11 protein-coding genes are annotated in these 12,579 nt (G+C 61.7%); 7 read left to right on the forward strand and 4 right to left on the reverse strand.

From position 1 onward, the window contains the following. Nucleotides 1-50 precede the first annotated feature (50 nt). Together LNV09_RS21880 and LNV09_RS21885 are read left to right on the forward strand one after the other, a co-directional pair. On the forward strand, nt 51-836 hold the full coding sequence (locus LNV09_RS21880; protein ID WP_263559182.1) for an enoyl-CoA hydratase-related protein: 786 nt from the start codon (nt 51-53) through the stop codon (nt 834-836). 21 nt (nt 837-857) lie between these two features. Further along, nucleotides 858-2,393 carry a 3-hydroxyacyl-CoA dehydrogenase gene (locus LNV09_RS21885; protein WP_263559183.1) on the forward strand — a complete coding sequence of 512 codons (1,536 nt, stop codon included), beginning with the start codon at nt 858-860 and terminating at the stop codon, nt 2,391-2,393. A gap of 68 nt (nt 2,394-2,461) precedes the next feature. Here LNV09_RS21885 and LNV09_RS21890 read toward each other — a convergent pair whose 3' ends face one another. Continuing rightward, complete coding sequence (locus tag LNV09_RS21890) at nt 2,462-3,325, reverse strand: IclR family transcriptional regulator domain-containing protein (RefSeq protein ID WP_263559184.1); 864 nt, start codon at nt 3,323-3,325, stop codon at nt 2,462-2,464. Between the two features lie 306 nt (nt 3,326-3,631). Then, nucleotides 3,632-4,837 carry a 3-oxoadipyl-CoA thiolase gene (gene pcaF, locus LNV09_RS21895; protein WP_263559185.1) on the reverse strand — a complete coding sequence of 402 codons (1,206 nt, stop codon included), beginning with the start codon at nt 4,835-4,837 and terminating at the stop codon, nt 3,632-3,634. 306 nt (nt 4,838-5,143) lie between these two features. Between pcaF and LNV09_RS21900 the strand changes: the two genes are divergently transcribed. The 5 genes from LNV09_RS21900 to LNV09_RS21920 all read left to right on the forward strand — a co-directional run bounded on the left by LNV09_RS21900 (nt 5,144) and on the right by LNV09_RS21920 (nt 10,781). Continuing rightward, nucleotides 5,144-6,424 carry a cyclic di-GMP phosphodiesterase gene (locus LNV09_RS21900; protein WP_263559186.1) on the forward strand — a complete coding sequence of 427 codons (1,281 nt, stop codon included), beginning with the start codon at nt 5,144-5,146 and terminating at the stop codon, nt 6,422-6,424. Continuing rightward, nucleotides 6,421-8,565, forward strand: coding sequence for a putative bifunctional diguanylate cyclase/phosphodiesterase (locus tag LNV09_RS21905; protein ID WP_263559187.1), 2,145 nt, complete (start codon nt 6,421-6,423; stop codon nt 8,563-8,565). The genes LNV09_RS21900 and LNV09_RS21905 overlap by 4 nt, the downstream gene beginning before the upstream one ends. Before the next feature lie 59 nt (nt 8,566-8,624). After that, nucleotides 8,625-8,948 (forward strand): DUF1840 domain-containing protein, encoded by a 324-nt coding sequence (locus LNV09_RS21910; protein WP_263559188.1) that lies wholly within the window; start codon nt 8,625-8,627, stop codon nt 8,946-8,948. Nucleotides 8,949-8,952: 4 nt separating this feature from the next. Then, entirely contained in the window at nt 8,953-9,606 is a 654-nt protein-coding gene (locus LNV09_RS21915; protein ID WP_263559189.1) for a histidine phosphatase family protein, read from the forward strand. A gap of 194 nt (nt 9,607-9,800) precedes the next feature. Then, nucleotides 9,801-10,781 carry a porin gene (locus tag LNV09_RS21920; protein WP_263559190.1) on the forward strand — a complete coding sequence of 327 codons (981 nt, stop codon included), beginning with the start codon at nt 9,801-9,803 and terminating at the stop codon, nt 10,779-10,781. A gap of 137 nt (nt 10,782-10,918) precedes the next feature. Here LNV09_RS21920 and ruvB read toward each other — a convergent pair whose 3' ends face one another. Both ruvB and ruvA read right to left on the reverse strand, forming a co-directional pair. Continuing rightward, nucleotides 10,919-11,974 carry a Holliday junction branch migration DNA helicase RuvB gene (gene ruvB, locus LNV09_RS21925; RefSeq protein ID WP_263559191.1) on the reverse strand — a complete coding sequence of 352 codons (1,056 nt, stop codon included), beginning with the start codon at nt 11,972-11,974 and terminating at the stop codon, nt 10,919-10,921. Further along, entirely contained in the window at nt 11,971-12,543 is a 573-nt protein-coding gene (ruvA, locus tag LNV09_RS21930; protein WP_263559192.1) for a Holliday junction branch migration protein RuvA, read from the reverse strand. The genes ruvB and ruvA overlap by 4 nt, the downstream gene beginning before the upstream one ends. Between the last annotated feature and the right edge of the window lie 36 nt (nt 12,544-12,579).

Genomic DNA, 12,579 nt, shown 5'->3' on the forward strand with positions numbered 1-12,579 from the left:
TGGACAGCAGGAGGGCTGCGATACTGAGCAGATTACTAGGAGTTTCATGCATGCAGACATTGACGATTGCGGTCGACGCGGGCGGCGTGGCCCACATCACCATGACCAGGCCCGAGGTCTTCAACGCTTTCAATGAGCTGATGATTTCGGAGCTGAGCCAGGCGGTGGAGCATTGCGAAGCCGACCCCGGCGTGCGCGTGATCGTGCTGGCCGGCGCCGGCAAGGCCTTCAGTGCCGGTGCCGATATTGAATGGATGCGCCGCGCGGCGGCGGCCTCGGAGCAGGCAAATTTGGAAGACGCAAGGCGCTTCGCCGCGATGCTGCAGCGGCTGGCCGAATGCCCCAAGCCGACGCTGGCGCGCATTCAGGGCTTGGCCCTGGGCGGCGGGGTGGGTCTGGCCTGCGCCTGCGATATCGCGATTGCCAGCAGCGAGGCCAAGTTCGCCGTCAGCGAGGCGCGCTTTGGCATCTTGCCGGCCGTCATTGGTCCTTATGTCATCAATGCGGTGGGGCCGCGTCAGGCCAAGCGCTTGGCGCTAACGGCCAGCCGTATCGGCGCGGCCGAGGCGCTGCATATGGGCTTGGTGCATGAGGTGGTGGAGCCGGGTGAGCTGGACGCTGCGCTGGCGCGCTGGGTGCGTGAGTTGCTGGCCAGCGGGCCGCAGGCCCAAGCCGAGATCAAGGCCTTGTTCGCGCAGATCGAGGTCGGCCCCGTCAGCGCCGAAGTACGCGAGTTGACGGCCCAGACAATAGCGCGTGTGCGCACCGGCGCCGAGGCGCGGGAAGGCTTCGCCGCCTTTTTGGCCAAGCGCGCGGCGCCCTGGGCGCCCCAGTAAAAAAGCAATTGGAGCAGAACGATGAGTGAGACAAAGCAATGGGCGGTGGCCGGCGAGCGGCCTGCGCTGATTGGCGTGGTCGGTGCTGGCGTCATGGGAGCCGGGATCGCCCAAGTGGCCGCGCAGGCGGGCCACGCGGTGCTGCTGCTGGATCTGCGCGAAGGTGCGGCCGCGGCCGCTATCGCCCAGACGGCCAAGGCCTTGGACGCCTTGGTGGCCAAGGGCCGCATGGAGGCAGCCGAGCGCGCGGCGGTGCTGGCGCGGATTGAGCCGGCGCAGAATTTGGCCGACTTGAAAGATGCGGCGCTGGTGATCGAAGTCATTGTCGAAAAGCTGGAGCCTAAGCAGGCGCTGCTGCGTGAGCTGGATGCCTTGTTGGGCGAGGGCGCCATCATCGCGAGCAATACCTCGTCGATCAGCGTGACGGCTTTGGCCAACGGTATGGGGAATCCGAGCCGTCTGGTCGGCATGCATTTCTTCAACCCGGTGCCGCTGATGAAGCTGGTCGAGGTGGTGTGGGGGGCCGAGACCGACGCCGGCGTGGCCGCCGCGATCGAGGCCTTGGCGCGGCGCTGGGGCAAGACGCCGGTGCATGCGAAGTCGACGCCCGGCTTTATCGTGAACCGCATTGCCCGGCCTTTTTACGCCGAGGCGCTGGCCTTGTTGCAAGAGCAGGCCGCGACACCGGCGCTGATCGACCGGGCCTTGCGCGCGGCGGGTTTCCGCATGGGGCCTTGCGAGTTGATGGACTTGATCGGGCACGACACCAACTTCCTGGTGACGCAGTCGGTTTTCGAAGCGAATTTTGGCGACAAGCGCTATATGCCTTCGCTGGTGCAAAAAGCCCTGGTCGATGGCGGCCGCTTGGGGCGCAAGGCAGGCAAGGGCTTTTATGTCGGCCTGCCCGAAGCGGCGGGCCCGGTGGCTCCGCAGCAGCAAGACTTGGTGGCCATCGGCGTGGTCGGGCGCGGTCCATTGGCTGACGCTTTGGCGGCCTGCCTGGAACTCAAAGGTCTGGCCTACACGCGGGGTGAGTCGGCCGACTGGAATGGCTTGTTGGTCGGCGATATGCACGTGCACCTGAGCAGCGGCGTGACGGCCGCGCAATTGGCCGCCGAATGGCATCACCCTCAATCAGCGGTGATGGACTGGCCTTTGGCTCCCGACCGCATTGATGCCTTGGCGCTGAGTTTCGGGCCCGGCGTCAGTGCGGAGGGAGTGGCGGCGGTCGAAGATGTCTGGCGTGCTTTGGGCTGGCAGCCCCTGCACCTGCGCGATGTGCCGGGGCTGGCGGTCGCCCGCACGGTGGCGATGTTGGTCAACGAAGGGGCAGACGCGGTCTGGCAGGGCGTTTGCGACGAGCGCTCCGCTGATTTGGCCTGCAAGCTCGGCGTCAACTATCCGGCCGGGCCGTTTGAATGGCTGCAGTTGGTCGGCGCGCAGGCCGTGGTGGCGACGCTGGACGGGCTGTTTGCCGCCTACCGCAGCGAGCGATACCGGGTCAGCCCATTGCTGCAGCAGCGGCGCTGGGCTGAGCCCGGACTTAAACATGCCTGAGGCCTGTGCAAGCCTGTCCATGCCTGGCGAAGGCTTCAGGTCTACGACCTGTAGCTGAGCCTGGCTGATTACAGCAGCATGCGCAAATGGGCTTGCGCCTGCAGCAGTGGCGGCAGGCACAGCTCGACCAGTTGGTCCATGCTCATGCGAGACGCATGGGCGCAAATATTCAGCGACGCGACCACCTCGCCGCGGTAATTCTTCAGCGGTACAGCGACGGTGCGCAAGCCCACTTCCAGCTCTTGATCAATGCAGGCGTAGCCGAGCGCCCCGGCGCGCGCAATCTCTTGGCGCAAGCGCTCGGGCTGGGTGATCGTGTGTGGTGTCAAAGCGGTGAGCTGCTGGCGAGCCAGCCAAAGCTCCAGATCGGCCGGCGCCAAGGCCGCCAACATGATGCGGCCATTGCCGGAGCAATGAGCCGGCACCCGCATGCCCGGCTGCAGCGCGGGCGCAACCAGTCGGCCGGAGTTGGTGGCAGCGATGCAAATCACGTCGTTGCCGTCCAGCACGCCGGCCGAGCTGGCCTCCTTCAAGGCAAATGCGAGCTTGTGCAACTCGGGCTCGACGATGCGGGGCAGCCGGGCCGAATGCATATAGCTCTGACCCAAGCGCAAGACTCTGGGCGTCAGCGCGAACATCTTGCGGTCTTGGGTCACAAGGCCAAGATGTGTCAAGGTCAGCAAGTAGCGCCTAGCGGCTGCACGGGTCAGGCCGGTGCGGATGGCGACCTCGCTGATGGTCAGCCGTGGCCGCTCTTGATCAAAAGCCTCGATGACGGCCAGACCTTTTTCCAATCCGGCCACCAAATCGCGCTTGAGCGGGCCCGCTGGCTTGCTTTCTTGCGAGGGGGCAGCCAGGGCATGAGGCACGGAGGGGGCGCTGGCCTGGGCGGAGGCGTAATCAAAATCTTCGAAATTTCGGGCAGCTGACATGGTCGGAGTGGCGAAAATGCTCCCCGGTCTTGAGCTGTTTGCCAAGATGCTGGGCCATGAGTGGGCCAGGGAAGCTTTGTGTCTGAAAAAACCCCGCCGCAAAGCAGAGTGCTGCCGGATCAGCCATAAGGGAAGTTGGATCGGCAACTCCGCGAGCTAAGTCTCCGTTGATATATGTGCGCTGTACGCCTAAATATCAAATTGAGTATGCCATGTGAATTTTTGTTTCCGGGTATTAATACCTAGAAATCCTTGGACTAAAACTCACCCAGCTATGAGTTTTAGTCATTGCTGAAGCTGGCGCTTTCAGACCCGTTCGATGATGATGGCGATGCCCTGACCGACCCCAATGCACATGGTGCACAGCGCATAGCGCCCGCCGCTGCGCTGCAGCTGATTGACGGCGGTGGTGACGAGGCGTGCACCGCTGGCGCCGAGTGGATGGCCCAGGGCAATGGCACCACCATTCGGATTGACGCGCGCGTCGTCGTCCGCCAGCCCCAGTTGGCGCAGCACCGCCAGACCCTGGGCGGCAAAGGCTTCGTTGAGTTCGATCACATCCATCTGCGCCAGGCTCAAACCCGTCTGCGCCAGGACGCGCTGGCTGGCGGGTGCCGGGCCAATGCCCATGATGCGCGGTGCCACGCCCGCACTGGCCATGCCAACCACCCGGGCGCGCGGCGTCAGGCCGTTCTTGGCGGCCGCGGATTCGCTCGCCAGCAGCAGCGCGCAAGCGCCGTCGTTGACGCCCGAGGCGTTGCCGGCGGTGACGGTGCCGTCTGCGCGGACGATGGGTTTGAGCTTGGCCAGCACTTCCAGGCTGGTTTCACGCGGGTGCTCATCCCGATTGACGCAAATGGCTTCGCCCTTCTTTTGGGCTATGAAGACCGGCGTGATCTCTTCATCAAAGTAGCCAGCCTGTTGTGCGGCCACTGCCTTCAATTGACTGCGCAGCGCCAGCAGATCTTGGTCGACGCGGCTGATGCCAAAGTCCGTCGCAACGTTTTCGGCCGTCTCCGGCATCGAGTCGACGCCGTACTGAGCCTTCATCAGCTTATTGATGAAGCGCCAACCAATGGTGGTGTCGTAGACGGCATTGCTGCGTGAAAAAGCGCTTTCCGCCTTGGGCATCACGAACGGCGCTCGGCTCATGCTTTCGACACCGCCGGCCAGCATCAGGCCCGCCTCGCCGGCGCGAATCGCGCGTGCGGCCGAGCCGACGGCGTCCATGCCGGAGCCGCACAAGCGGTTGATGGTGGCGCCGGGCACGCCTACCGGCAAGCCGGCCAGCAGCGCCGACATGCGGGCAACATTGCGGTTGTCTTCACCGGCCTGGTTGGCGCAGCCGTAGAGCAGGTCGCTGATGGCATCCCAGTCGACGCCTGGGTTGCGGGTCATCAGGGCGCGCAAGGGGATCGCACCCAAATCGTCCGCCCTGACCGACGACAGCGCACCGCCGTAACGTCCGAATGGTGTGCGAATAGCGTCACAAATAAAGGCCTGATGGGTCATGATGCTTCCTTGTGGGAATAAAAGTCCGGCGTGCGGCTGAATTTGTGCACGCAAACGGCCAGAGAGTTTGGGGTACTTGGCGCGTGACTATATATAGTGGCTCGGGAGATTGAGGGCTCTTGCTTTGGGCGATGCGATCTCCGGCCAAGCCGGTCACGACCGGCCGAGTCGGGCGTGACAATTCGCACGGGAATTTCTGCCGTATCGGCTTGGTGCACCAAATACGGGCCTGAGCGACTTAAGTTTTAACCATTGCTTGCCGAAGCTTGACCGGAGGGCGCCTCAACGAATAGGCGTAGGAAATATATGAAGGACAGTTCGGACTATCCATTGATTGATGTCAGCCAGTTGAAGGTGGGGATGTTTATCCATCTGGATCTGGGCTGGATGGCGCATCCGTTCCCGCTCAGCAGCTTCAAGCTGGGTAGCGAAGAGCAGTTGATGATTTTGCGTCGCTTGGGTTTGAGCCAAGTGCGGTGGAGTCCTGGCAAGAGCGAACTGCAAATGGAGGCCACACCGCTGCCTGTCGCAGTGCCTGTGGTCACGGACTTGTCGACCGTTTCTAGCGAGGACTTGGCGCGTGAAGCGCATCGGCGCGCGCTGGCTGCCCAAAGGGCAGCCTTGCAGGTGTGCGAGCGCCAATATGGCGAAGCCGCTGCGGCCTTCCGTGATGTGATGGAGGCGGTGCCCAAAGACCCGCGTGGCAGCCGTGAGCAAACCACCGCCCTGGCGGCGGCCTTGCTGGACAAAATGCTGATCGAGGGCGATTTGAATATTCGCCTGCTCAACGAAGGCGCGGGGGACCGCAGCACGGCACATGCTTTGAATGTGTCCATCATTGCCCTGCTGCTCGGCCGGGCTTTTGGGTTGAACCGGGATGAAATGCTCGACCTGGGTGTCGGCGCGCTCTTGCACGACGTCGGCAAGCTGGAGGTGTTGGCCAGGTTGCGGCACCGCGAAGACAGCTTTACCGGCCCCGAAATGCAGCTCTACCAGCAGCATGTCGCCAAAGGCGTGGCGATCGCGCAAGGCATGGGTTTGTCACCCGGCCCCTTGCTGATCATCGCCCAGCATCACGAGAACGCCGATGGCAGCGGCTTCCCGCAGCGCATCAATATGGACAAGATGAGCGCCGGCGCGCGCATCGTGGCCCTGGTCAATCGTTTTGACGGCCTGTGCAATCCCTTGCTGGCCTCCAAGGCGATGACGCCGCATGAGGCGCTGTCGCTGATGTTTGCGCAGGGGCGCAACCGCTTCGACGCCACCATGCTGAATGCCTTCATCCGCATGATGGGTGTCTACCCGCCAGGTTCAGCGGTGCAGTTGACCGATGACCGCTATGCCTTGGTGGTGGCAGTCAATTCGTCCAGGCCGCTGAAGCCACGCGTGATGGTGCACGATCCGAAAGTGCCGCGTGAAGAGGCCTTGGTGCTCAATCTTGAGGAGCAACCTGACCTGGGTATTCGGCGTAGCATCAAGGCACAGCAGCTGCCGCGCGCCGCAATGGACTACCTGAGCCCCCGCACGCGCATCGCCTACTTCTTTGAGCCTGTCGGTGCTGGCATGGCGACGGAGCTGGCGGCGTGACTGTTCTCAGGTTGCAGCTGGCGCCCCAACCAAGCCCTGTCGAGCCTTACGCGGCCCTGCTGGACGGCCTGCTGGATTCGGCATGGTTGGTTGACGGGACGAGCCGTTGCATCCTGGCAGTGAACTCCGCCGCTCATCAGATGTTGGGTCTCAAGCCTGAGCAAATGATCGGGCAGGCGGTTGAGTCCTTGGTCAGCACGCCCGAGGACGCGATGTTCTGGATGGAGGCTGCCGGCAATACTTCGGCCAGTTTGAATTCGGACACGCTGATGCGCCATGCCGATGGACAGATGCTCTGGGTCACGCGCCGCATCAGCTATGTCTCGCCAAACTCGCAGGTGGCCGGAGGTGGACAGGGCGGCTATTGGCTGGTAGTGATCCGCGACCAAAGTCGTCAGCGCCAAAGCGAGGAGGAGCGCGAGGCCTTGGTGGCCGAGCTGCAGGCGACGCTGGAATCCACCGCTGACGGCATTTTGGTCACCGATCTGGCCGGGCGCATGCGCTCTTTCAATAAGCGCTTTGCCTCGCTCTGGGGTATTCCGGCTGACCTGCTGCACGAGCGTAACGACGAGGCCGTGCAGACCTGGATGCGCCGCAGCGTGCTTGACGGCAAAGCCTATGCCCAGTGCTTGGGTGCCATCGAAGAAGCGCCACTGCTGCAGAGCAGCGATGTGATCACGCTGACCGATGGCCGTGTGCTGGAGCGCGTTTCCCTGCCGCAGTTCAGCCGAGGTCGGGCAGTTGGACGGGTCTATTCCTTCCGGGACCTGAGTGAAAAGCTCGCCGCCAGCCAGCGCATTGAAGAGTTGGCACATTCGGATATGTTGACCGGGCTGCCGAATCGGCGCGCCCTGGCCGAGCGGCTTGACTATGCGCAGGCGATGGCCAGGCGTGAGAGCATTCCTTTTGCCCTGCTCAATGTTGATCTGGACCGTTTTCAACAGATCAATGACACCCTCGGCCACTCCTATGGCGACCGGGTTCTGAAAGAGGTGGCGGAGCGCCTGAAAAGCTGCCTGCGTGAGGTCGATACGGTGGCGCGCTTGGGTGGCGATGAGTTCGCGCTGCTGATCCATCAGTCTGATGGACGAGGCGCCGAGAACGCGGCTCGCCGGGTGCAGGATGCGATGTCGCGCCCTTTCAGTTTCGATACGCTCAGCTTTACCGTTACTTGCAGCACAGGCATCGCCTTGTTTCCGGGCGATGGCGGCACGGCCGAAGAGCTGATGGCCAGCGCCGAGCGCGCCATGCACTGGGTCAAGGAAAGTGGCCGCGGCACCTTCCACTTTCATTTGCCCCGCAAGGACGTAGATTTGTTGTCGCGCATGCGCCTGGATCATGCAATGCGCCAAGCCTTGCAAGAGGGCCAGTTCCGCTTGCACTACCAGCCTCAGATCGCCTTGGGCAGCGGCCAGGTCATCGGTGCGGAGGCGCTGATTCGCTGGCGTGATCCGCTGCGCGGGGAGATTTCGCCCGGCGAGTTCATTCCGGTTGCGGAAGAGAGCGGTTTTGTCGTCTCGATTGGCGAATGGGTGTTGCGTCAAGCCGTTGAGCAAGCGGCGACGTGGTTGCGACAAGGCAGACCCATGCCGGTTGCAGTGAATGTGTCGGCCCTGCAGTTTCAGCAGAGTCAGTTTGTCGACTCGGTGGCGGCGGTTTTGAAGTCCTCAGGCTTGCCGCCCGCCTTGCTTGAGCTGGAGTTGACCGAATCGATTCTGCTGCGCGACGCTGAAGAAGCGCTGCTCAGGCTGCAAGCCTTGGCCGCCTTAGGGGTGACCATGTCTATTGATGACTTCGGCACCGGCTACTCGAGCCTGGGCTATTTGAAACGTTTCCCGATTCAGCGCTTGAAGATTGACCGTAGTTTTGTGCAGGGGCTGCCGGGCGACAGCAGTGACGCGGCCATCGTCAACGCCATCATTCAAATGGGCCAAGCCCTGCGTCTTCAGGTCATTGCCGAAGGTGTTGAGACCGAGACGCAGCGAGATTTTTTGCGGCGCGCCGGTTGTCACGAGTTTCAGGGCTTTCTCTATGCGCCCGCGCTCGACCCGCGTGCTTTCGAGGAGCGTGTTTGGCGCCGCAGCCCGGAAGCACTCCCGCGCAGTGTTGGCATGCATTTATTGGGCGGCTTGCTGGTCTGAGGCGACGGCGTCACGAAGGGCAACGCACAATACCGCTCTATCCAACGCAAGGGTGAGCGATGCTTTATAAATTCAAGTCCAAGGCCGGCGCTGACGTCATCATGATGGGCCCGCAAGGCGACCAAGTTTTGGCGCTGATGGGGCGCGAGCCCTCTGCCCAGGGGCTGTTGGCTGCGGCCAGCTTGTCGCAGGCGATGGCTGATCTGGAGCGAGCCGCCGCCGAAGATGACGCTGCTTTTGCAGAACTGCAGGCCGAAGCGCTGGCTGCTGGCTTGAGCGCCCCTCGCCGCGAAGGTATCAGTTTGCGCCAACGCGTCTGGCCGCTGCTCGAGTTGATGCGGCACAGCGTGCAAGCAGGCCAGGACGTTCTCTGGGGCGTTTAAAGTGATGCCACTTGATAGCAGCACCCAAATTCTGGCGATTCGCCATGGCGAGACCGAATGGAATCGGGTCAAGCGGATTCAAGGTCACACCGATATTGCGCTCAGCGATTTGGGCCTTGCCCAAGTGCGTCTGCTGGGCCTGGCCCTGCAGGAGCAGTCGATTGATGCCATCTATACCAGCGACTTGCAGCGTGCCCGGCAAACTGCCCAAGCGGTCATCGAGCTAGCGCCGCATACAGGACTGAACTTGCGGCTGGACCCGCAACTGCGGGAGCGCAGCTTCGGCAGTTTTGAAGGCTTGACCTGGGAAGAGATTGCGGCTCGCTGGCCTGATCAAAGTGAGCGCTGGCGCAAGCGGGATGCCGAATTCGGGGCCGAAGGCGGCGAGACGCTGGGTGAATTTTACCAACGCAGCGTGGCGGCGCTGACACGCATCGCCATGCGGCATCCCGGCCAAACAATAGTCGTTGTCACCCATGGCGGCGTTTTGGACTGCCTCTACCGAGCGGCGACTGGCCTTGGCCTGCAGGCGCCCCGTACCTGGGTGCTGGGCAATGCGGCTGTGAATCGGCTGCTTTTCACGCCGGTAGGCTTCAGTTTGATTGGTTGGAGTGATGCCAGCCATTTGGAGCCCCTGGGCCAAGATTTTGCGCCATAAAGCAGGGCCAAATTCTTGCCGCATTGGCAAGTGCCGAAGCGGATGCTGTTAGGTATAACAGGGAAGTGTTGCAATTTCGCGTCGAACTACTGGCGCTCCAACGCGGCACTTCTATACTCGCGACACATTGCGCACAAGTTCGGGCCAACCAGCCTGGCAGAGCCCAGCTCAATTTCAACTCACCAAGGAAAACGATGAAAAAGATCGCTCTCGTGGCCGCTATTGCAGCCTTCGCCGCTCCCGCCGCATTCGCACAAAGCTCGGTCACCCTGTGGGGCCGGATCAATACTTCGGTTGAGAGCCAGTCCAACAACGGCGGCGACCGCCTTGTCGCGGTGCAGAACAACAGTTCGCGCCTGGGTTTCAAGGGTACTGAAGATCTGGGCGGAGGCCTGAAGGCTCAGTTCCTGCTGGAGCATGGCCTGAATTCGGACACCGGTGCGCAAACCAAGGGTCAATTTTGGAACCGTGAAGCTGCTGTTCAGTTGAGCGGCGCTTTCGGTACTGTCAAGTTGGGTCGTTGGACCAACGGTTCTTACTTTGCTACCGCTGACTACATCAGCATGCACAACCATGACACCGGCACGTCGGAAGACAAGCTGTATTCGGGTGCAGGTTGGACTGAAACGAATAAGGTTGGCTATTTCACGCCGAACTATGCTGGTTTCACCGCTGAAATCACCGCTAGTGCAGGTGAAGGTGCCAAGGATTCTTCCGGCGCAATCGTTCCTCGCGCATTTGACTTGTCTGCCAACTACGACATGGGCCCTATCCACTTGGGCGCTGGTTATAGCGAGCAAGGCGATGCCAACCAGTTTGCAATTCGCGGCCTGTATGAATTGGGTGCTTTCACTTTTGGTGCCTACTGGCAGCGTGAAGACTCCGGCGCGAAAACAAATGCGACGCGTAATATCGGCCGCGTTTCCGCGATGTACACGCTGGGCGCGTCTGAGTTCCACGTCAATGTGGGTGGCACGGAGTCCGGCGGTTTGGCAAGTACACAAGCCGGCATCTCTGGCTTTGGTGGTCATGGCGGCAAGCAGTACACCTTTGGCTACAACTACAACCTGAGCAAGCGCACCAAGGTCTATGGCTTCTACACAGCTGTTGACGTCAATGACACTAAGAAGGGTGATTTCGACTCCTTCGCAGTGGGCGTGCGCCACAACTTCTGAGGCCGCGCAGCCGAGTCCGGAAGGACTTGGCTGGCAGTCGAAGGATGTATGACGATACAAGCCGCAAGGCAAATCGTTTGTAACGGAATCAAAAAAGCGACCTTCGGGTCGCTTTTTTATTGGTGGTTCAGAAGTGGCTATTCATCAAATAGTTGCCCCATTGCCTTGGGCGGTGTCACGCCCAGATGTCTGAAAGCGGCGAGTGTTGCGATGCGCCCGCGCGGTGTGCGTTGCAAAAAGCCCTGCTGTATCAGATAAGGCTCAATCACATCTTCAATCGTGCCGGCCTCCTCGCCGATTGCTGCGGCGACGTTTTCCAAGCCTACCGGTCCGCCATCAAAACGGTGCACGATGGCCTCCAGCAACTTGCGGTCCATCAGGTCGAAGCCGCGCGGGTCTACATCCAGCATCGCCAGCGCTTGGTCGGCAATGTGCTTGATGATGCGGCCATCGCCTTTGACGTCGGCATAGTCACGCACTCGCCGAAGTAATCGGTTAGCAATGCGCGGTGTGCCGCGCGAGCGGCGAGCTATCTCTAGCGCACCATCTTCATCCATCGGCGTATTCAATAGCGCGGCCGAGCGGGTGACGATGCGCTGCAACTCTTCGGCGGTGTAAAACTCCAGCCGGGCCACGATGCCGAAACGGTCGCGCAGTGGGTTGGTCAGCATGCCGGCGCGGGTGGTGGCACCAACCAAGGTGAATGGTTGCAAATCCAGCTTGATCGAGCGTGCGGCCGGACCTTCGCCGATCATGATGTCAATTTGGTAGTCCTCCAGGGCCGGGTAGAGGATTTCCTCCACCACCGGCGAGAGGCGGTGAATCTCGTCGATGAAGAGCACATCGTTTTTCTCGAGATTGGTCAGGATGGCGGCCAGATCCTTGGGCTTCTCCAGCACTGGCCCCGAGGTTTGGCGCAGATTGACGCCCAACTCGGCGGCGATGATGTGGGACAGCGTGGTTTTTCCCAAACCCGGCGGGCCGAACAGCAGTACATGATCCATCGCCTCGTCGCGCTTGCGGGCCGCACCGATGAAGATCTCCAGTTGTTCGCGGGCCTTGGTCTGGCCGACATATTCCTCCAACAGCTTGGGCCGCAGAGCGCGCTCGATCGCTTCTTCTTTGGGAGAGGCTGGTGCTGCACTAACGACACGAATCGGCGCAGCGGCGAAGTCGTCGGTTTGAATACTCATCTTGACAGCGCCCTCAGCGCCAACTTGATGCCGTCGCTAACGCCGACATCGGCCGGCAAGGGCTTCAGTGCCAGCGCGGCGTCTTTTTCGCTGTAGCCCAGTGCCACCAACGCCTGCAAGATGTCGCCCTGGTTGTCGTTGACCATGCTGACCGGCAAAGCCAGATCAGGCCCGAGCTTGCCCTTGAGTTCGAGCAGCAGCCGCTCGGCGGTCTTCTTGCCGACACCAGGTACCTTGACCAGACGGGCGGCTTCTTGGCGTGCCACTGCTTGGGCCAGCTCGGCCACTGACAGGCCGGAAAGCAGCGACAGTGCCATGCGTGGCCCGACTCCGCTGATCTTGATCAACTGGCGGAAAGTGGCGCGCTCCTCGGCGGTGAGAAAGCCAAACAGGATTTGGGCGTCCTCACGCACCACAAAATGAGTCAGCAAACTGACCTTGTCGCCCAAGCCTGGCAGGTTGTAAAAAGTGCTCATCGGCACATCGACCTCGTAGCCGACGCCCTGCACATCAATGAGAACCAGCGGGGGCGATTTCTCCGCAATGACGCCTGTGAGTCTTCCTATCATGCGGCCATTATCCGGCCACAGTCAGCCCTCGGTCCG

The organism is Paucibacter sp. B2R-40, from assembly GCF_025717555.1.
Classification (GTDB): Bacteria; Pseudomonadota; Gammaproteobacteria; order Burkholderiales; family Burkholderiaceae_C; genus Paucibacter_A.